At 64.2% G+C, this 19115-nt stretch carries 18 protein-coding genes; 9 read left to right on the forward strand and 9 right to left on the reverse strand.

Annotated features, from left to right (window positions below):
* Window positions 1-75 precede the first annotated feature (75 nt).
* Window positions 76-1458 carry a methylenetetrahydrofolate--tRNA-(uracil(54)-C(5))-methyltransferase (FADH(2)-oxidizing) TrmFO gene (gene trmFO / locus K4G67_RS05775; protein ID WP_239805434.1) on the forward strand — a complete coding sequence of 461 codons (1383 nt, stop codon included), beginning with the start codon at window positions 76-78 and terminating at the stop codon, window positions 1456-1458.
* Here the strand turns inward: trmFO and K4G67_RS05780 are convergent, their stop codons facing one another.
* From K4G67_RS05780 to K4G67_RS05800, 5 genes are all read right to left on the reverse strand, one after another.
* A complete protein-coding gene (locus K4G67_RS05780) occupies window positions 1459-1926 on the reverse strand; it encodes an EF-hand domain-containing protein (RefSeq protein WP_239805435.1) in 468 nt (155 codons plus the stop codon).
* A gap of 64 nt (window positions 1927-1990) precedes the next feature.
* Window positions 1991-2656 carry a squalene/phytoene synthase family protein gene (locus K4G67_RS05785; protein ID WP_239805436.1) on the reverse strand — a complete coding sequence of 222 codons (666 nt, stop codon included), beginning with the start codon at window positions 2654-2656 and terminating at the stop codon, window positions 1991-1993.
* 94 nt (window positions 2657-2750) lie between these two features.
* Window positions 2751-4136, reverse strand: a complete 1386-nt coding sequence (locus K4G67_RS05790; RefSeq protein WP_239805437.1) for a pyruvate dehydrogenase complex E1 component subunit beta — start codon at window positions 4134-4136, stop codon at window positions 2751-2753.
* Window positions 4136-5212 carry a pyruvate dehydrogenase (acetyl-transferring) E1 component subunit alpha gene (pdhA, locus tag K4G67_RS05795; RefSeq protein WP_239805438.1) on the reverse strand — a complete coding sequence of 359 codons (1077 nt, stop codon included), beginning with the start codon at window positions 5210-5212 and terminating at the stop codon, window positions 4136-4138. The genes K4G67_RS05790 and pdhA overlap by 1 nt, the downstream gene beginning before the upstream one ends.
* Window positions 5213-5356: 144 nt before the next feature.
* Window positions 5357-5626 (reverse strand): FtsB family cell division protein, encoded by a 270-nt coding sequence (locus K4G67_RS05800; protein WP_239805439.1) that lies wholly within the window; start codon window positions 5624-5626, stop codon window positions 5357-5359.
* Between the two features lie 204 nt (window positions 5627-5830).
* On the opposite strand from K4G67_RS05800, the gene K4G67_RS05805 reads away from it, so the two are divergent.
* Window positions 5831-6634 (forward strand): enoyl-CoA hydratase-related protein, encoded by an 804-nt coding sequence (locus tag K4G67_RS05805; protein WP_239805440.1) that lies wholly within the window; start codon window positions 5831-5833, stop codon window positions 6632-6634.
* A 113-nt stretch (window positions 6635-6747) separates the two neighbouring features.
* Here K4G67_RS05805 and K4G67_RS05810 read toward each other — a convergent pair whose 3' ends face one another.
* Window positions 6748-6918 (reverse strand): CsbD family protein, encoded by a 171-nt coding sequence (locus tag K4G67_RS05810; protein WP_239805441.1) that lies wholly within the window; start codon window positions 6916-6918, stop codon window positions 6748-6750.
* 318 nt (window positions 6919-7236) lie between these two features.
* Here K4G67_RS05810 and K4G67_RS05815 point away from each other — a divergent pair, with 318 nt between their 5' ends.
* Both K4G67_RS05815 and K4G67_RS05820 read left to right on the forward strand, forming a co-directional pair.
* Window positions 7237-8316 (forward strand): PAS domain-containing protein, encoded by a 1080-nt coding sequence (locus tag K4G67_RS05815; RefSeq protein WP_239805442.1) that lies wholly within the window; start codon window positions 7237-7239, stop codon window positions 8314-8316.
* A gap of 12 nt (window positions 8317-8328) precedes the next feature.
* Complete coding sequence (locus K4G67_RS05820) at window positions 8329-8685, forward strand: response regulator (RefSeq protein ID WP_239805443.1); 357 nt, start codon at window positions 8329-8331, stop codon at window positions 8683-8685.
* 33 nt (window positions 8686-8718) lie between these two features.
* Here the strand turns inward: K4G67_RS05820 and K4G67_RS05825 are convergent, their stop codons facing one another.
* Window positions 8719-9702, reverse strand: a complete 984-nt coding sequence (locus K4G67_RS05825) for a response regulator (RefSeq protein ID WP_239805444.1) — start codon at window positions 9700-9702, stop codon at window positions 8719-8721.
* A 200-nt stretch (window positions 9703-9902) separates the two neighbouring features.
* Here K4G67_RS05825 and K4G67_RS05830 point away from each other — a divergent pair, with 200 nt between their 5' ends.
* From K4G67_RS05830 to K4G67_RS05850, 5 genes are read left to right on the forward strand one after another with little or no spacing between them, the layout of a single operon-like run.
* Window positions 9903-11828: a hypothetical protein gene (locus tag K4G67_RS05830; RefSeq protein ID WP_239805445.1), complete on the forward strand. Its 1926-nt coding sequence runs from the start codon at window positions 9903-9905 to the stop codon at window positions 11826-11828.
* Window positions 11829-11830: 2 nt separating this feature from the next.
* A complete protein-coding gene (locus K4G67_RS05835; RefSeq protein ID WP_239805446.1) occupies window positions 11831-13717 on the forward strand; it encodes a glycosyltransferase family 2 protein in 1887 nt (628 codons plus the stop codon).
* On the forward strand, window positions 13714-15177 hold the full coding sequence (locus tag K4G67_RS05840) for a hypothetical protein (protein WP_239805447.1): 1464 nt from the start codon (window positions 13714-13716) through the stop codon (window positions 15175-15177). Before K4G67_RS05835 ends, K4G67_RS05840 begins: the two co-directional genes overlap by 4 nt.
* Window positions 15177-16136 (forward strand): response regulator, encoded by a 960-nt coding sequence (locus tag K4G67_RS05845; protein ID WP_239805448.1) that lies wholly within the window; start codon window positions 15177-15179, stop codon window positions 16134-16136. The genes K4G67_RS05840 and K4G67_RS05845 overlap by 1 nt, the downstream gene beginning before the upstream one ends.
* Window positions 16133-16939, forward strand: coding sequence for a transporter (locus tag K4G67_RS05850; protein ID WP_239805449.1), 807 nt, complete (start codon window positions 16133-16135; stop codon window positions 16937-16939). The genes K4G67_RS05845 and K4G67_RS05850 overlap by 4 nt, the downstream gene beginning before the upstream one ends.
* Here the strand turns inward: K4G67_RS05850 and K4G67_RS05855 are convergent.
* Together K4G67_RS05855 and K4G67_RS05860 are read right to left on the reverse strand one after the other, a co-directional pair.
* Complete coding sequence (locus tag K4G67_RS05855) at window positions 16936-17976, reverse strand: glycoside hydrolase family 113 (RefSeq protein ID WP_239805450.1); 1041 nt, start codon at window positions 17974-17976, stop codon at window positions 16936-16938. The two genes, K4G67_RS05850 and K4G67_RS05855, sit on opposite strands and share 4 nt — an antisense overlap.
* An 83-nt stretch (window positions 17977-18059) precedes the next feature.
* Window positions 18060-18950, reverse strand: coding sequence for a hypothetical protein (locus K4G67_RS05860; RefSeq protein ID WP_239805451.1), 891 nt, complete (start codon window positions 18948-18950; stop codon window positions 18060-18062).
* Between the last annotated feature and the right edge of the window lie 165 nt (window positions 18951-19115).

Genomic DNA, 19115 nt, shown 5'->3' on the forward strand with positions numbered 1-19115 from the left:
GGTTCCCTTAGCAATTCGGTACAATGGCCCTGATTGCATTTGCCAAGCCGCCTGCGCAATCGCTAACCCGCCGGTATGAAACACGATATCCATATTATCGGCGGCGGTCTCGCCGGGAGCGAGGCGGCATGGCAACTGGCACAGCGCGGATTTCGCGTGCGCCTGTCCGAAATGCGCGGCGGCGGCGGCGGCACGACCCCGGCGCATCATTCCGATTCGCTGGCGGAGCTGGTATGCTCCAACTCGTTCCGGTCGGACGACGATACGTCGAACGCGGTCGGCCTGCTCCACCATGAAATGCGGCAATTGAATTCGGTCATCATGGCCGCGGCGGAAAAGGCGCGAGTCCCCGCCGGTTCGGCGCTGGCCGTGGACCGCGACGTGTTCAGCGCGAACGTGGAACGCACGCTTACCGACCATCCCAACATCACCATCGTGCGCGAAAAGATCGACCGGCTTCCGTCGGACGGCCCGACCATCGTCGCGACCGGCCCGCTGACCGCGGCAGCCCTTGCCGACAGCATCGGACAGGCGACGGGCCGCGACAGCCTCGCCTTTTTCGATGCGATCGCGCCCATCGTCTACCGCGACAGCATCGACATGGACATCTGCTGGATCCAGTCGCGCTGGAACAAGGTATCCGGTCCGGAAAGTGAGGGGCAGGAGGGCGATTACATCAATTGCCCGATGACGAAGGAGCAATATCTCGCCTTTCATCAAGGCCTGCTCGACGGGGAAAAGACCGAGTTCAAGGAGTGGGAGAAGGACACCCCCTATTTCGAGGGCTGCATGCCGATCGAGGTGATGGCGGCGCGCGGCGTGGACACGTTGCGCTATGGCCCGATGAAGCCCGTGGGCCTCGACAATCCGCGCGACACCACGCCCGAATTTCCGCAGGGGCGCTGGCCCTATGCCGTGGTGCAATTGCGCCAGGACAACCGGCTCGGCACGCTGTGGAACATGGTCGGTTTTCAGACGAAGCTGAAATGGGGCGCACAAAAGGAATTGTTCCGCACCATTCCGGGTCTTGAGAATGCGGAGTTCGCGCGATTGGGCGGATTGCATCGCAACACGTTTCTCAATTCGCCCGAACTGCTCGACCGGCAACTCCGTTTGCGCGGGGCGGACCATGTGCGCTTTGCCGGCCAGATCACCGGCTGCGAAGGCTATGTCGAAAGCAGCGCGGTCGGGCTGATGGCCGGCTTGATGGCGGCGGCGGAGCTTTCGGGAACGCCGTGGACAGCGCCGCCGCGAACGACGGCGATGGGCGCGTTGCTGTCGCACATCACCGGCGATGCCGAGGCGGAAAGCTATCAGCCGATGAACGTCAATTTTGGCCTGTTCCCGCCGCCGGAGGACAAGGTGAAGAAGAAGGAGCGCAAGCTGTTCTACACCGCCCGCGCAAAACAGGATTTCCCCGAATGGCAGAACACGCTGCGCAGCCCCGCGCCCGCGTGATCAGCAATTGCAGCGCGGCTTTCGCGGTTTCGTCGGGCTGCGCGTGGTGGCGAATTCGGCGGCGGTAAGCTGCCCGTTGCCATTCGCGTCGGCCTTTTCGAACTTGTCGACGGTGGTGACGGCCCATTCCTCGAAGGTGAGAAGATTGTTGCCGTCCTTGTCGAGCTTGCGAAACGCATTGACGCGGGTGGACAGCATCTCATTGCGGGTAATGATGCTGTCGTTGTTGCGGTCGTAACGGGCGAAGCGTTTCTGCTCCTTTGTCATTTCGATCGCTTCGGGAAGGGCGGGCCCGCGCATATCCGCGACGTCGGCGGATGGCAGGGCGTCGGGCTGCTTCGGTTCGGCGGTGGGCGCGGGTTCGGGCGGCGGCGGGCCGGGCGCCTCGATCGCGCGCCCCTGCCACCAGAAAAGCCCGATGGCGACCAGCACGAGCGCACCCAATGCGCCCAAAAGTGTCCTGTTCATGGTTTGCGACCCCTGACAAGTGATATCGTCAGAGTATAGAGGCGCGCCCCGAAATACAAAATGATTAAGCGCCCAGCCACCCGGCGCGTACCGCCCGCGCGAAGTCTCCGGCCCCGCCGATGGGTCGGTTTTCATGCGCCGCGCGTTCGGTCATCGCCGCCAACACATTGAGTGGACGCATCGCCCGCCCCGCCCTTCGTTCGGGCGCCGGTGCCGCGCGGAGCAGTGTCATCGCGCGCGAACGCTCCGTCTCATCCCCCATATGCACCACGAAATCCGCCAATGCCCAGCGATAGGCAAGCGCCGAAACCGCCCCGCCGTTCAGCACCTGCGAAAGTCCGGCCAACGCCGCGGCCCTGCCTTGCGCCGCCGCGGCGATGTCCACGGTCGCGAGCGGCGCATCTCCGATCATCGCCTCCCACCCGTCGACGAGTTCGGTAAGCGCGCCGCGCGCTTCTCCCCACGGGCGCAGCGCGGCCAGCAATGGCTCCCCCGCCGGCCATTCCGCGGCCGGGCGCGCGAATGTCTCCCGCCACCACGCCAGCCGCATCTGCGCCAGCATCGGTTCGCGCGAGGGATCGATCAATTGCGCCAGCCGCCGGTCCAGCGCCATGAACGCGCGCCATGCGGCCCGCGCGTGCCGCGGCGCATAGGCCAACGCCAGACGCACCGGCGGCGGGATGAGCGCGTCGATCTGCGCGGTGGTGGGTCCGTTTTCGTCGAAACTCATGGGCACCCCATCGTCGCGGCATGGGTCAGGTGCAAGAAAAAACCCCGGCGCGAAATTCGCACCGGGGTCTTTAACGGTCGCGTTCCCTGCGCCCTCAATCCTTGTAGCAGACCTTCTTTGCCGCAGCGACGATGCTCGACGATTTGAGCAATGCGTCCTTCTCCAGATTGGCGGCATAGGGCAGCGGCACATCTTCGTTGCACACGCGCAGCACCGGCGCGTCGAGATGGTCGAACCCTTCGGTCATGCACACGGCGATGATCTCGCTCGCGATGGAGCAGGTCGGCCAGCCTTCCTCGGCAACGATCAGACGGTTCGTCTTGGCCAGGCTGTCCAGCACGGTCTTCGTGTCGAGCGGGCGAAGCGTGCGCAGGTCGATCACCTCAGCGTCGATCCCTTGCGAGGCCAGTTCCTCCGCCGCTTCCAAAGCGAGGCCCACCCCGATGGAGTAGGATACGATGGTCACGTCCGAGCCGGCCCGAACGATGCGCGCCTTGCCGATGGGCAGGACCCAGTCGTCGAGGTCCGGCAGGTCGAAGCTCTTGCCATACAGCAATTCGTTTTCGAGGAAGACGACCGGATCCTCGGTGCGGATCGCGGCCTTCAACAAGCCTTTCGCATCGGCGGCGTCATAGGGGGCGATGACCACGAGACCCGGCACGCTGGCATACCACGGGCCGTAATTCTGGCTGTGCTGCGCCGCGACGCGCGATGCCGCGCCGTTGGGGCCGCGGAACACGACCGGGCACCGCATCTGTCCGCCCGACATGTAATTCGTCTTTGCCGCCGAGTTCACGAGGTGATCGATCGCCTGCATCGCGAAGTTGAACGTCATGAACTCCACGATGGGACGAAGGCCGCCCATCGCCGCACCGGTGCCAACACCGGCAAAGCCATATTCGGTGATCGGCGTGTCGATCACGCGCTTGGCGCCGAACTCGTCCAGCAGTCCTTGGGTAACCTTGTACGCGCCCTGATATTCGGCGACTTCCTCACCCATGACGAACACGCGGTCGTCGGCGCGCATTTCCTCCGCCATGGCGTCGCGCAAGGCTTCGCGGACGGAGAGCGAAACCATTTTCGTGCCCTCGGGCACTTCGGGATCGCGGACGGGTTCGGCCTGCGCCTCGGACTTGGTCACTTCGGCCTCGCTCGGTTCGCGGCCGGTGTCCTTGCCCTCGCCCCCGACGTCCTTGGGCGCTTCGCTCTTGGCAGGGGCGCCGTCCTCGATGTCGCTTTCATCGCCGTCGAGCACGGCGATCACCGTGCCGACCTTCACGCCCTCGGTACCCTCGGCCACGGTCAGCTTGCCGACCGTGCCTTCGTCGATGGCCTCGAATTCCATGGTCGCCTTGTCGGTCTCGATCTCGGCGAGGATGTCGCCGGGTCCGACCTGATCGCCTTCCTTGACCAGCCATTTGGCCAGCGTGCCCTCCTCCATCGTCGGCGAAAGGGCGGGCATCTTGATTGCGGTGGCCATCAGTATTTCTCCACCAGAACGTCGGTGTAAAGTTCGGATGCGTCGGGTTCGGGCGAGCTTTCGGCGAAATCGGCGGCTTCGCTGATCTGGGCGCGAATGTCTTTTTCCAGATCCTTCAACTTGGCCTCGTCCATGCCGCGCTTGATCAGTTCGGCCTTCGCAGCCTCGATCGGATCGTGGTTTTCGCGCATGTCCTTCACCTCGTCGCGGGTGCGGTATTTCGCCGGGTCGGACATCGAATGACCGCGATAGCGATAGGTGTTGAGTTCCATCAACACCGGCCCGCCCCCGCCACGCACATGTTCGAGCGCGATTTCGGCGGCGCTGCGCACGGCGAGCACGTCCATGCCGTCCACGTCCATGCCGGGAATGCGGAACGCGGCACCGCGGCGGTGAAATTCGGTTTCCGCGCTGGACCGGACGGTGCTGGTGCCCATCGCATACTGATTGTTCTCGATCACGAAGATGATCGGCAATTGCCACAGGCTGGCCATGTTGAAGGTTTCGTAAACCTGCCCCTGATTGGCCGCGCCGTCGCCGAAATAGGCGAGGCAGACGCCGCCATCCTCGCGATATTTGTGCGCGAAGGCGAGCCCTGCGCCCAATGGCACCTGCGCGCCGACGATGCCGTGTCCGCCGTAAAAGGCGTGCTCGGTGCTGAACATGTGCATCGAGCCGCCCTTGCCCTTGGAGATGCCGGCCTGGCGCCCGGTCAGTTCCGCCATGATCACCTTGGGATCGATGCCGTAGGCGAGCATGTGGCCATGATCGCGATAGCCGGTGATGACGCTGTCCTTGCCCTCCGCCAATGCGGATTGCAGGCCGACGGCGACGGCTTCCTGTCCGATATAGAGGTGGCAGAACCCGCCGATCAGGCCGAGACCGTAAAGCTGGCCGGCCTTCTCCTCGAACCGGCGGATGAGCAGCATCTGCTTGTATAGGTCGAGAAGCTGCTCGTCCGATGCTTCGAACCGGCCCGTTTCCTCGAAACGATCCTGAAGCGTCGCGAGCTTGAAATCGGGATCTTCGACCGGTGCGGTCACGCTGTCCGCTTTCGCGGCGGGCTTGTCTGACAAGATAGAAATCCTCGGGTTCGATCAGCCAAAGGGTCCGTCAAAAGGGCGGACCGCGTTTCACCATCCTATAGAGACGGGGAGCGCCATTGCGCAAGACGCTGCGCACCGCGCAATGCATGATTACAATGCGACGCGGGTTCATCCTCAATCGCGGGGAATGACGACCTCGTCGGGATGCGCCACGTTCAGATTGCGGCGCAGCAATTCGCCGACGAGATCCGGATCGGCATTGTTGGGATCGAGCAGTTGCACACGGTTCGCGACGCGATCACGTTCGGCGCGAAGCTGCGCAAGCTCCGCCTCTCTCTGCTCCAGAAGCTGCGTCGAATCGCTCCACGCTCGTACGCCCGTCGGCCCCACGAGCGCAGTCGCACACAGCACGCCGACCGCGATCGCGGCGGTGACGCGACCCATGTTGCGACGCCGCACACGCGGGCGCGTCACGCGAATGTCGTGGGGTCTGGAACGCTTTGCGGGCATCGCGCGACAGAATCACAAAACCGCATGGGTTGCAAGCACCGACTCGTTGGAATGCCGCGATTTTTGCGCCGAACCGATCGCGGGTGGCAGTCGCCGCCGAGAGCCCCTATGACCGGGTGCGAAAAGGAGAGCGCAACGATGGGTGATTTCGTAACGATCGAGCGCAAGGGTCCGGTTGCGATCCTGCGCATGAACCGTCCCGACCGGTTGAATGCCATTGCCGATTTTTCCGATTGCGAGGATCTGGTCACCGCCATCGGCACGGTGAACGCCGACATCACGGTCGCAGCCGCGATCCTGACCGGAAATGGCCGGGGTTTCAGTGCGGGCGGCAATCTTTCGGCGATGAAGGCGAAGACCGGCATCGGCCCCCGCGACAATGCGGACGATACGCGCCGCGTCTACCGCCGGGGGGTGCAGGAAATTTCCCGCACAATGGAGGCCTGCGAGGTTCCGCTCATCGCGGCGGTGAACGGGCCGGCGGTGGGACTTGGCTGCGACATCGCATGTCTGTGCGACATTCGGATTGCGAGCGAGGATGCGACATTTGCCGCCTCGTTTACGAAGATCGGGCTGATCCCCGGCGATGGCGGGGCGTGGGCGCTGCAACAGGCGATCGGCTATGCGCGGGCGGCGGAAATGATGCTGACCTCGCGCGGCTATGACGCGGCGCAGGCGCTCGCTCTCGGCCTGGTGAACGCGGTGCATCCGGCCGAACGGCTCATGCCCGAGGCGATGGATATGGCGGACGGCATCGCGGCCAATCCGGTGCGCGCGACACGCATGACAAAGCGCCTGCTCCGCCGCGCGCGACAGCAATCGCTCTCCGATATTCTGGAACTTTCGGCGGCGATGCAGGCGATCGCCCACGACACCGACGACCACCACGAGGCCGTGGATGCGTTCCTCGAAAAGCGGACGCCCGATTTTTCCGGGCAGTAACTTCGCCTTCACGGCCAAACCGCGTCGCCGCACAATGAAGCCGCCGCATAATTAAAAAGCGCACCGCCCCATCGGGGAACGGTGCGCTTTTTACGTCGTCGGGTCCGATGGGATCAGATATCGTCGCCCATCTTGCCCTTGACCTCGCCCTTGAGCTGCTGGCCCTTGCCTTCGGCTTCCTGCGCGCGGCCATCGGCGCGGGTTTCGGGATCGTTGCTCTGCTGCTTCACCTTGCCGGCTGCTTCATTCGCATTGCCTTTGATCTTGTCGGTCAGTTCGCCCATTTTTCAATCCTTTGCGTCATCGCAGACGAAGCGTCGTCTGCCTCATGCATGAATAACGGCCATGCCGCGCTTTGGGTCCGGGCCGCGGGTTCCACCCGTCGTCCGGGGCGGGCGGATCGTCGCGAATTGCTGGGTGCCTATCATCGGACCTCAGTCCACGCCAAGAGATGCGGACCTTGGCAGCACGGAACATAACGCCTAAACCGGGGTTCACGAAACTAAACGCGGCGTGTCCGCCGGAAACATGCGGTCCGTCTCGCGTGCATCTGTCCTTGACCAAACGCCAGGAAACGGTGCCGCTGCATCGCGGGGAGAAGAATGATCAAGGACGAAAAACCGGTATCCTCGCGACAGGCCCTGCGAACGATCGATGGCAGGCCGGGCGGCAATAATCGATTTTCCGGCGCATCGGGCCTCCTGTTCGAGCAGGCTATGGCACAAACGCGCATGGCCGTGTGCCTGTCCGATCCTCACGCCCCGGATACGCCGATCGTCTTCTGCAACGAAGCGTTTCAGCGTCTGACCGGCTATGACGAGATTGATATCGTCGGTGAAAACTGCCGCTTTCTCCAAGGCCCCGGTACGGATCAGGAGCAGGTCGCAAAGATCCGTGACGCCATCACCGAAGAAAAGGTGATCGTCGTTGAACTGCTGAATTATCGCAAGGACGGTTCGACTTTCTGGAACGCGCTCCACCTCGGGCCGATTTACGGCGACGACGGGAAGCTGAAATATTTTTTCGGCAGCCAGTGGGACGTCACCGACATTCACGAATCCCGTGCCGAGGAACGTCATGCCAAGGCCATCGCCCGCGAAATATCGCACCGTTTGAAGAATGTTTTTTCGGTGATCGGCGGCATCGTGAACGTGACCGGACGGTCGATGGACGCACGCCCCGTCGCCCGCAAGATCAACGAACGGGTGCAGGCGCTCGGCCGATCCTACGAACCGACGCTGGACGATGCGGCGATGGGCACGATCCATATCGGACAGGCCATACGCTCGGTGCTCGCCCCCTATGATCCCGAAGGCGACCGTATCCGTTTTTCGGGCAATGGTACGCGCACCGAACCCAATGCGGTGTCGGCCATCGGCCTGACGCTGCACGAGCTTGCCACGAATGCCACGAAATATGGCGCGCTTTCGAATGGCGCGGGCACGGTCACCGTATCCTGGGGCCATGTGCGCGACCGGTTCGGTAATTCCGCGCTGGAAATCGAATGGGAGGAACAGGGCGGCCCTTCCATAGAAAGGGAGCCAGACATGTCCGAGGCGGCGAGCGGGACCGGCTTCAATATTGCGCGCGTCCTGCTCGAACATGCGCGCGGATTGCTCGACCTCGAATGGCGGGCCGGCGGATTGTTCGCTCGGATCTCCATACCCATTCAGAACGGATAGACAGACCTCTACATGAAAACTTTCCTTGTGCTCGAGGACGAGCCATTTATCGCCATGGACCTGAAATTCGCGTTCGAGGATGCAGGCCACGAGGCGGTGACCGCATCCGATAACGATGAGGCGCTACGCTGTATTGAACAGCGGCCCATCGCGGGTGCCGTGCTCGACGTTAGCCTAGGCCGCGGGGTCACCTGCGCGGAAACGGCCTCGGCGCTGCTTGATCGCAAGATACCCTTCGTGCTGCACACGGGCGACCTCAACCGGGTGGGCGAATATCTGCGCGAGATCGGCGCCCCGGTCATCGCCAAGCCGCGCCCGGCCGAGGATGTCGTCAATCGCGTGGTCACCATGGTCACCGACGACGGCTGAACCCGCGCGCGGGGGCACGCGGGCGGCGTACCGCTACCCCTGCTTCAGCCGGCGTGAAAGCTTGACGAGATCGGCGCGGCCCCCGCCCTCGCCCAGCTCGTGTTGAAGGTGCCGCGCACGCTCGCCGATCTCCTCATCGCCGAAATGCGCCGCGATTCCGGCCATGATGTGCATTTCATCGCGCAGTTTCTCGGTCCTGTCGGCATCCGGGATTTCGAGCGCCAGATAATCCTCGATCTCGATCAGCAGTTCCTGCTTGCGCCGCGCATAAAGCGCCTCCAGCGAGGTGACCGGATCGTCGCGGCGCGCCGCCTCATCCGGCGTCGTCAGCGGCGCATCGACCCACTTGCAAAGCGCATCGTGCAGGCGTTCGCTGCTCAACGGCTTGGTCAGATGATCCTGCATTCCGGCGGAGAGACAGCGTGCTGTATCCTCCGCCTCGCCATTGGCGGTGATGGCCAGGATGGGCAGGTCCGGCGCGGCGAAACCCTTGGCACGGATCGCACGCGCGGCGGCCAACCCGCCCATGACCGGCATTTCCATATCCATCAATAGACAGCGAAATTGCCGCCCTTCGCGATGCGCGCGTTCCACCGCATCGATTGCCTCTTGCCCGTCGGCAACCGCCTCGCCCTCCACGCCAAGATCGCGTAGCATGCCGAGAAGGACTTCGCGGCTGATGTCGCAATCTTCGGCCAGCAATATGCGTGCGCCCGACACATCGCGAACGTCGGGGGCGGCGCGATCGTCCGGCGCGTTCGCCGCGACCTTCGCCTCCACCTCGGTCAGGCCCGGTATTTCGCCGGTATGCTCCGGCTGCTCCTCGCGAACGGGGATTGGTGCGGGCATATCGTGCCGATCGTCGCCCGTCTCGGCGATTGGCGGTGCATCGGTCCCGCCCACCGCCTCCTCAGACCCCGTCGACGCGGCCCGCCCCCGGCTCAGCAGCAGCCACACGCACACGATCGCCAACCCGATCGCGACGCCGGCAAAAGCAGCCATGACAGCGTCATCCATCGGCGTGCGTCTCCTTCATCTGTGCAAAATCCGGCTTTGGTCTTAAACGGACTTCTATCGAAGCGCGCGTTCGATTAGAACCGGAACGGAGCAAATAAGAGAGAAATATTACCTATTTGGTCCGATGGACGATAGCAATAAATTTCGGGTTCCGATTGCAGTTTACCGACCGTAAACTCGGCGACTCCCAAGGGTTCGCAATGAAAATTACCCCGTATTTCTGGACCGCGTCCGCGGTCGCCGTTCTGACATCGACCGTCCTTGCGCAGGGGGCGGCGGAGCAAGCTTCCGCGCCTTCGCCGCAACGCGCGATGGCGGCATCGTCCCCTTCGCAGATGGAGGGTTCGGTATCGCGTTTCATCGCGCTGAGCGAACTCGGCCTGGGCGAGGGGTTCGAGATGGACGGGCTTTCCGGCACGCGCGAACTCTATTTCCCGATCCCCGCCGGACTGGACGTCGGCGACATGCGGCTTCGCCTGCCCTACCGGTCCAATGCGGCCTTCGACAGCCGCCGTGCCGTCGCCATCGAAATCGGCGGGCGGACGCGCTTTGTCACCGCGCTGTCCGACGGGTATTCCGAAGGCGTGATCGACATTCCGCTCACACCCGACATGATAGAGGGCGGCTTTCTGGCGGCGCGGATCGTTTATTCCGGCGCCATAACCGAAGACCGCTGCGTCGATCAGCGCGTTTCGGGCGCCTATCTCGCCTTCGACGGGACCGGCGGTCTGTCCGCCAGTTTCGGCAGGGGCGGTTTATCCGATATTGGCGTGCTCGCCGCCGCGATGCCGCGCGCCGTCAATATCGTCCTGCCCCCCGATCCCCGCCCGGCGGAGGCGGCAGCGGCGCTTTCGCTGCTGCTCGGCCTACCCGATGCAAGGCTGGCGGGCGGACCTGATGCGGTGGCCACGGGCAATGCGGGCTGGTCAAATGGCACGGTGCGGATCGCGCGCGGCAATGGCCCTGCGCTGGCCGTCGTGGATGGGTCGGACGGTCCGGCATTGCAGATCGGCGGAGACGATCCTGTGGCGGCGGTCCGGTTCCTGCGAGCTGAGGGACGCACGCTGGCCGCCACGCCCGCGGCCACGATCGCCGCGCGCCGGGCAACGGGGGCTGCGCAAACGCTGACCATCGCGGATCTCGGCGCGGATACCACGGTCAGGAGTTTCGCCGACAGCGCGGAATGGGGCGTGTCGATTCCCGCCTCCGCCATCCCGGCGGGGGAGCGCATGACGGGCGCGGAACTCGACGTGGCGGTGGCGAACGATGGCGGCGCCACGGCGCCGGTCATCACCGTAACGATGAACGGAGTGCTCCTCGCCAGCATGACGGCGGCAATGGACGAGCCGACGCGCATTCCCGTCACCTTTCCCGAAGGCATCGCCGCCTCGCGGAACCGGCTGGAAGTGCGCGTCACCCGGCAGACCGCCGGCGGCGATTGCAGGTTCGCGCCGCAGGGTTACCCGGCACAGCTCCTCCCCTCCAGCCGCATCGTCACCGGCCCGACGGGTGAGCCGGTGGATTTTTCCGATCTTCCTTCCGCGTTCAACGCCGGGTTCACCGCGGTTCTGCGCGGTCCGCGCGATCTCGCCCCGGTGGCGGCGCTGCTCGGCCCGCTCGTCAATGCGGGCGCCGATATTGCGGTGACCTATGGCGATGTGCCGGACGATGGCCCCGTCGTCCTTGTCGGGACCGCCGCGCCGGAGGGGTTCGACCCGGTGGTCCGTTTCGATCAGGGGGCGATCCGGCTCGACAGCCCAGCGGGTCAGACGATCCTCGATTCCGCCGCGATCGCCCGGCATACAACGGTGCAGTTCGGCGACATGGGCGGCCGGACCCTCCTCTGGATCAGACCGGGCAGCGGCTTTGACGATATCGCGCAAGCTGCGGGCCCGGCGGTGCTGGGCTATGGCAATGTCGCGTTCCTCGACGGGAACCGCATCGATTTCGCCTTCAACAGCGAGCGTGAGAGGTTGATCGACATTCGCTATCCGGATCAGTTTTCGGTGTGGCAGTTCTTCGAACGCTATCGGCTCTGGATCATCGGGCTGGGCTGGCTTCTTCTCACGCTGGGCTTCGTCTATCTGTTGCGGCGCGTCCTGTCCTCGTCACGTTCGGATGATTAAGGGTGGCAAGCTCCCCTTCCATTGATAGCTGGACCGGCGATTTTCTCGCCGAACGCGGGCTGGTAACCGCGCGACAGCTGAACGAGGCGAGCGAGCTCGCCGCGCGATGGGGCTCCAGCCTCGTCGATGTCATGCTGACGAAGAACTGGATCGCGGCGGACGATTATTACGCTGCGCTCGCCGACCGGTTCGGCGTCGCGCTGGTCGATCTCGAACGCGATCCCCCCTCGCCCCACCTCCTCGACGAGGGGGAGGTTGCCCGTTACATGCGCACACTCGTCATTCCCTGGCGCGAGGACGGCGGCATCACGACCGTCGTAACCGCGCTTCCGGGGCCGGAGGTCATTCTGTATGCGCGCGCTGGATGGGGCGATAACGTGCGCATCGCCATCGCCTCGAAACAGCAGATATTACAGGCCGTTCAAGACGTTTTTTCAAAGCGTTTCAGCCATGCCGCGGTCTACGACCTTGCCGAACACGATCCCGTCATGTCGGCGCAAACGGTCTTTACCCCGGCACAGATCATGTGCGCCTGGCTCGCCATCACGGCCATCGCGATCGGCCTCGCACTGGCGCCGGTGGCAACGCTGATCGCCGTCAACGTGATGATGACGGTGTTCTATCTCGGCAATTTTGCGTTCAAGAGCGTGCTGGTCTGGTCCGGCGGGCGGCGTCAGCATGCGAGCGAGCGACAGCTCGACGCCGCGGTCGCCATGCTGCGCGACGAGGATCTGCCGGTCTATACCGTGCTCGTGCCGATGTTCCGCGAACCCGATGTACTGCCGATCGTCGCCAATGCGCTGCGCGAACTCGATTATCCGACCAGCCGGCTCGACATTAAAATCGTGCTGGAGGAAGGCGACCAGGTCACGATCGACGCCGCGACCGCCCTCGGTCTCGAAAGCATATTCGAGATCGTGCTCGTCCCCCCCTCACAGCCGCAGACGAAGCCCAAGGCGTGCAATTACGCACTCAAGTTCGCGCGGGGCGAATATCTCGTGATCTACGATGCGGAGGACAAGCCCGAGCCCGACCAGCTCAAGAAAGTCGTCGTCACGTTTCAGCGTTCGCCGGCCCATGTCGCCTGCGTGCAATGCCGGCTCAACTACTTCAACCGGGAGGAAAACTGGCTGACGCGGCTGTTCACGCTCGACTACTCCTTGTGGTTCGATCTCATGCTGCCGGGTCTGGAAAAGCTGAAGATCCCCATCCCGCTTGGCGGCACGTCGAACCATTTCCGCATGGATGTGCTGCGCGAATTGCGGGCGTGGGATCCTTTCAACGTGACCGAGGATGCCGATCTCGGCATTCGCCTTACGCAGAAGGGATATGAGGTCCGGCTCGCCGCCTCCACCACGTTCGAGGAGGCGAATGTCTCGCAATCCAACTGGATCCGGCAACGCTCCCGCTGGATCAAGGGGTATATGCAGACGTTCCTGGTGCATACACGCCGGCCGCTGCACCTCTATCGCACCATCGGCACGCTGGGCATTCTGGGCTTCGTGTTCTTCATCGGCGGGACGATGCTGTCGGGCCTGCTCAACCCCGTTTTCTGGGCGATATTCGTGGTCTGGCTGGTGACCGAGATCGGCGCGTTCGACGTGTTCTTTCCCCCGGCGCTCCTGTATCTTTCGCTGTTCAACCTGCTGGCGGGCAATGGGCTTTTCGTGTTCATCATGATGCTTGCCCCGTTTCGGCGGAACTGGCTTTCGCTCGTTCCCTTCAGCCTGACCGTAATCTGGTACTGGGTGCTGATGTCCGTCGCCGCATGGAAGGGCGCGTGGCAGCTTGTGACAAAGCCGTTCTACTGGGAAAAGACGGAGCATGGCCTGTCGAAACACACGGCCGAGGAAGTGAGCAAGGCGCGTGCGGGACAGTCGGCCGCATGAACCTGTCGCGCCTCACCCTCCCCACGGTCCTGTCGGTGCTCGTGTGCCTGTTCGTTGCGGCGGTCTTCGCGTTCCATTTGCGCGGTTTCGTATCGGCGAGCGATCTCGATCTCCATGGCCGCGCCTTGCTCGGTCTTTCGGGATCGCTGTCCTTCGCTTCGATCGTGACGGCGTTTCCCCCCGTGCCCTACATTGCTGCGGTGATGTTCGGCTATGTCTTTCCCGATGGGGGAACATCCGGCCTGTCGCTGTTGAGCGCGGGGCTTTCGGCGCTGCTGGCGCTGGCCTGGTATCGCGCCTTTACCATCAATGGCCTGTCCCGCTGGGAGGCCGCGGCGGCGAGCGGCGCATTGCTGTTCAATCCGGTGTTCCTGCGCGCGGCGGGCGAAGGGATCGGTTTCGTGGTCCTGCACTGGGGCTTCTGGCTCACCGCGCTGGGCGCTTTCGGTTTGCGGCGGGGGGAACGGGTCAATGATCTGATGCTGATCTCGGTCGGGCTGTGCATCATGGCGTTCGCGCATCCCTACGGTCTGATCCTCGTTTTCGCCAGCGTGCCTTTCCTCGCGCTCGTCATGCCGGCGGATCGTTTGCGCGCGGCCCCGGTCGCGCTCTATCTCATCCTCCTTTTCCCGGTCATTTTCGCCCTGCTTTCGTTTCTTTATATCAATTGGGTATTCGCGTTCGATCCGCTGTCCTTCGTTGACGCGATCAGCCGGGAGGCCGCCGGTCTGGGCGCAAACCCGTCGGGCCGCAGCGTTCCGGCACCATGGCAGGCCGTCGCCCTTGGCGCGGCCGGCCTGTTCGCCGTGTGCCCTGCGGCGGTGTCGATGTTTTATGCGGCGAAAGGGATGGCCCCGCTGCGCTATGCCGTGATGGCGCTGCTTCTCTCGCTGCTCGGCGCGATGATCCTGGCCTTTGCATTCGGCCTGTTCCCCTCCCCTGCGGTGGCGGCAAGCCTGGGCGTCACGGCGGCGGCATGCTGCGTCGCGCGCTGGCCGCTCAACCGGTTGCGCCGGGTGGAGCTGCTTCTGCTCGTCGCCGGCGCGGTGGGTGGCGGGGTGCTGATCCTCGCGGATGGTTCGCCGGAGACGGAGCGATGGAAGGCCGCGGCGCTACATCGCCCCGTTCCCGTCGCCGACCCGGAACTCGCCGGTGTGGCCCGCGTGCTTCGCGGGCGGGCGGGAATCCTCTTCGATGCGGAGGCGGCACCGGCGGTCATCGCACTTCGCGGCGATCCGGACGGAATATGGACGAGCGAGGACAGGCCCTTCACGCTCGCCTCGCTGCGCGGGCAGACCGACGCGCACATGTTGGTCGTGCGCGACAGCGGGTCGGTTTACGGGAGCGACCGGGTGGGCCGTATTTTTCCCGATCTTTATGACGACGGCCATCCCGGTTACGATCTTGTATATGACGGCCCTCGATGGCGTGTTTACGAAACAAGCGGCGAGGCGAAATAATGGGCGCAGGCGAACAGACGAAAATCCTCGTGGTCGACGACGTCCCCGAAAGCGCGCTGATCACGAAGGCGATGCTGATGAAAGGCGGCTTCGACCATGTCGACATCGCACGCGGCGGGCGCGAAGCGTTGCACATGTGCGGGATCGGCGACGATGGCGGCACGGCGGCCTTCGCCCCTTCCTATGCGCTCGTCGTGCTCGATATACGCATGCCCGATATCGACGGGCTGGAGGTATGCGCCCGTTTGCGATTGTCGCGCCATACGCGCCGACTGCCGATCCTGATGCTGACGGCAACAAACGATGCCGAAACGCTGAATCAGGCGTTCATGGCAGGCGCGGACGATTTCCTGACCAAGCCGATCAACGATGTCCGGCTGCTGGCCCGCATACGCACGCTGTTGCGGATGCAGCGCGAGCGTGAGCGGCGTGCCTTGCGCGAAGAAGAGCTGCAATTGCAGAACGCCGCGCTCAAGCAGGGGCAGATCAGTTTCAGCCTGATCGACCCCGATACCGACCTTTTGCGCGAACGTGCGTTCGATCTCGTGGTGTCCGATTGCCGCCGGCGCGACAGGCCCGCTGCTATCGCTCTGGTCCGGATCGTCGATTTTCCCGGCTTCGTCGAATTGCATGGACAGGATAGCGCCGAGGCCATGGTGCGCGACGTCGCGGGCCTGCTGCGCTCGATACCGGCGCCTGTCGGCGTCATGCTCACCGCCTATGGCCCCGGCATGTTCATGGGGATCGAGCCTGGCGCATCGTCGCCCGGCGCGCTGGACCATTGGGGGGAGCAGGCCGCACGCGCGATCGCGGCGCGGCGCATCCATCACGGCAATTCGATACAGTCGCAGCACGTCGCCCTGATGATCCGGACGGCGTGGGCGAAACCGGGCGATCTTGGCCCCGCGGCCGATCGCATCATTCACGAAACCAAGACCATGCTAGTGGAGCGCCAATGACCCCCCGAACCTGTATCCTCGCTCTGGCATGCGCCGCCCTGTTCCCTGCCCTTCCCGCCCTTGCGCAGGATATCGGGGCCGACGCCGCGCCGCCTGCGCAAAGGGACGGACAGATCATCGCCACGTTCTACTATTCGAACAGCACGCGCGGGTTCGGCCCCGATGGCGACACGATCGACATCCCCGATTACGAGAAGATGGAGCTTTTCCTGCTCGCCGAATATCGCGTGACGCCGGACCTCACGCTCGTGGTGAAGCCAAGCTTTCGCAACATCTCGGTCGAGGGTGAGGACGACGACAGCGGGCTTGGCTATACCGATCTGGGGGCGCGTTACCGGCTGCTTGGCGACGACGGCGCCTGGCTTGCGGCCGAAGGTGCGCTGCGCATTCCCGGTTTCACTCGCGATGACCGGCTCGCGCAGGTGGGCAACACCGGCACCGAATATGATCTTCGCCTGCGCGGATTTCACAATATCGCGGCGGGTGCGCATGGCGCTTTCGTCGATGCGCAGGGCAGCTACCGCCTGCGCGAAGGCGACCCGCCGAACGAATTTCACGCCGACGTGACCCTTGGCTACCGGCCAAGCGCCGACCTGCTCATCATGGCGCAAAGCTTCAACACGATCAGCGATGGCGCGGGCCGGGGCATTTTCGACGAATATCGTTATTACAACGTGCAACTGGGCGCGGTGCAGCAGGTGTCGCCCGCAATCGCGCTCCAGGCCGGTTTGATGGGCACCATCGGCGGCACGAACGCCCTGCGCGAACGCGGCTTCTTCACAGGAATATGGTTCGCGTTCTAGCGCCCGTGGCGGAGCAGCCGGGACGCCGGCTTGTTCTGAATGGTGAAATCGGTGTCGCCAGACCCGCCACCGTCCGGATCGCTCAACCAGCGCCAGATCAGCGCCGTATCGATACCAAGGGCGCGCGCTTCGTCGAGCCATGCCGACAAAACGTCACGCTGCACGGCGAGGTTCGGGGTTCCGGCGCGCTCCTCCGCGCTTTCCCACGGGCGCAGCGTGGCGCCCCCGACCGAGCGCAAGCCGATCTCGCCCAGCCACGCCGGTTTCGCATGACGCACGCCCAACCCCCGCAACACGCTCAACTCCACGCGCATTGCCTTTCGCCATGCCGCGGGGTCGGAACCCGGTCCCAGAACGGGGTAGGACGTCATGGCGATCATATCGAGCCGGTCCCAGAACGCGACCGCCGCCGCCCCCGCGGCATTATGCGCGACATAGGTCAGCCGCCCCGGAAACGCATCGCGCAGCCGTTCGATGATCCCGCCCCATTCCGGGCGACCGGTCGTATGGCGCAGCTCCGTACCGATGCAAAACGTCGTGGCGCCGCCCTCCGCCGCCGCCTTGGCATGGGGAAGCAGCGCATTTTCATAGGCGGCGAACCATGCGGTCCAGTCCTCTTCGGCGGTGAAGAAAATGGCCCCGGCCCACCGTTCCGGCACCCAGACATGCGGCTTTACCACGATATCGAGACCGCATTCGCGCGCCTGCGCCATACCGCGCCGCAAACCGTCGGGGGAAAGCGCGCTGCCCGGCACGAGCCGTGGATCGTTCTCCCCCGGCTGCCAGAAGAAGGGGATCAGCGCGACGACCGATGCGCCTGCCCTTGCAAGATCGCGAAAACTGCGGAGCGCGGCCGCGTTGCCAAAGGGCGCGGCGGCATCCTCGACCAGGTTCACACCGATTCGCATGGCCCCATCACGCCCCACTCCCTCGCGCCCCACAAGAGACAGTGCGGAGAGGCATGGCGCCGCGCAGGCCGCCTGCATGAAACCGCGCCGCCCCATTGTCCACGTCCGCTTCGCGCCGGTTGGTGTCATGTCCCGCTCGATCCATCGCATGTGATCGCCATGAATAGGCCGCGCACGCAACAATGGCGATAGGCGAAAGCCCGGCCCGCCTTTCAAAAGCTGTAACGCGCCCCGATCCGGCCCACGAATTCATTGTCGTCCAGCCCGTTGGCGACATCGTCGTTGAGCATCCACACATCGATCCCGCCATTGAACGACAGCGCGGACGCCGTTTCGATCGGGCTGATCGCGAGGGTCAGGCCGGTGCGGAAAAAGCCGAAATCGGGATTGCCGCCATCGACACCCCTGTAAAAACTGTCCGACAATCCGACCATCAGCGGCACCGACACGGTGACCGGCGTTTCCGTGCCCACGGTAAAGCTCGGCGTGAGCGAAGGCTGCACATAAAGCGCGTCGTCGCGCAGCGGCTGCCCCTCCTCCTGCACCATGCGTAGCGAAGGCGACAGGCTGAAATTATCGAGAGGGACGCGCCCTTTCCAGAATTGCGTGTCGTCGAACCGCAGGATCATTTCAAAATCGTCGTAATCGGTAAAGGAATCGGCAGGCGAGATATACCGATACCATGCGACCGACACCGTGAACCGTTCCCGGAAGGTCAGTGCGATCCCGGAATAGATATCCGCTTCGTACCATCCCGGCACCGGACCGTCATTCGCCTGGCCCAGACCCGGGCCACCGCTCTGAATGCTGTTCCAGGTGCCGACGAAGGCCGTCACCCCGGTGAGCGCCCCGCCCTCCAGCTCCGGCAGAGCGATCCGAGCCGACACGAACGGTTGCAGGCTCGGCTCTTGCGAAAAGGCCACCCCGCGCGAAATATATTGGCCTACCGCCGTCGCCCCGACGGACCAGGTGACGCGATCCGGATCCTGCGCATTTGGCGTCGCATCGCCGGGCGGCACGGCTTCGGGCGGACGCTCGTCACCGTCGGGAGCCTCGATATCCTGCGCAAGCGCGGGAACGCCGACCGACGCCGCCGCGATCATGGCGGCGGCCCTGGGCAAGGAACGAAGATAAGCGTGTAGGGGGAAATGTCGCAGCATGGCTTTTCTACAATGGAGCAGGGCGTCCGCCGTTCCGGTCGGGCGGTCACGTCGATCGGCGTGCGGGGACGGGCACGCTTCGGCTTGCCGCGCCTTGATCGCTCTTTT

The organism is Croceicoccus hydrothermalis (assembly GCF_022378335.1).
In the GTDB taxonomy this organism is placed as follows: domain Bacteria; phylum Pseudomonadota; class Alphaproteobacteria; order Sphingomonadales; family Sphingomonadaceae; genus Croceicoccus; species Croceicoccus hydrothermalis.

Excerpts from the sequence above, each read along its gene's own strand:
- K4G67_RS05785 (WP_239805436.1), bottom strand. The coding sequence starts at position 2,656 with ATGAGTTTCGACGAAAACGGACCCACCACCGCGCAGATCGACGCGCTC.
- K4G67_RS05850 (WP_239805449.1), top strand. The coding sequence starts at position 16,133 with ATGACCCCCCGAACCTGTATCCTCGCTCTGGCATGCGCCGCCCTGTTC.
- K4G67_RS05830 (WP_239805445.1), top strand. The coding sequence starts at position 9,903 with ATGAAAATTACCCCGTATTTCTGGACCGCGTCCGCGGTCGCCGTTCTG.
- K4G67_RS05825 (WP_239805444.1), bottom strand. The coding sequence starts at position 9,702 with ATGGATGACGCTGTCATGGCTGCTTTTGCCGGCGTCGCGATCGGGTTG.
- K4G67_RS05855 (WP_239805450.1), bottom strand. The coding sequence starts at position 17,976 with ATGACACCAACCGGCGCGAAGCGGACGTGGACAATGGGGCGGCGCGGT.
- K4G67_RS05840 (WP_239805447.1), top strand. The coding sequence starts at position 13,714 with ATGAACCTGTCGCGCCTCACCCTCCCCACGGTCCTGTCGGTGCTCGTG.
- K4G67_RS05820 (WP_239805443.1), top strand. The coding sequence starts at position 8,329 with ATGAAAACTTTCCTTGTGCTCGAGGACGAGCCATTTATCGCCATGGAC.
- K4G67_RS05805 (WP_239805440.1), top strand. The coding sequence starts at position 5,831 with ATGGGTGATTTCGTAACGATCGAGCGCAAGGGTCCGGTTGCGATCCTG.
- K4G67_RS05780 (WP_239805435.1), bottom strand. The coding sequence starts at position 1,926 with ATGAACAGGACACTTTTGGGCGCATTGGGTGCGCTCGTGCTGGTCGCC.
- K4G67_RS05800 (WP_239805439.1), bottom strand. The coding sequence starts at position 5,626 with ATGGGTCGCGTCACCGCCGCGATCGCGGTCGGCGTGCTGTGTGCGACT.
- K4G67_RS05860 (WP_239805451.1), bottom strand. The coding sequence starts at position 18,950 with ATGATCGCGGCGGCGTCGGTCGGCGTTCCCGCGCTTGCGCAGGATATC.
- K4G67_RS05815 (WP_239805442.1), top strand. The coding sequence starts at position 7,237 with ATGATCAAGGACGAAAAACCGGTATCCTCGCGACAGGCCCTGCGAACG.
- K4G67_RS05810 (WP_239805441.1), bottom strand. The coding sequence starts at position 6,918 with ATGGGCGAACTGACCGACAAGATCAAAGGCAATGCGAATGAAGCAGCC.
- trmFO (WP_239805434.1), top strand. The coding sequence starts at position 76 with ATGAAACACGATATCCATATTATCGGCGGCGGTCTCGCCGGGAGCGAG.
- K4G67_RS05790 (WP_239805437.1), bottom strand. The coding sequence starts at position 4,136 with ATGGCCACCGCAATCAAGATGCCCGCCCTTTCGCCGACGATGGAGGAG.
- K4G67_RS05845 (WP_239805448.1), top strand. The coding sequence starts at position 15,177 with ATGGGCGCAGGCGAACAGACGAAAATCCTCGTGGTCGACGACGTCCCC.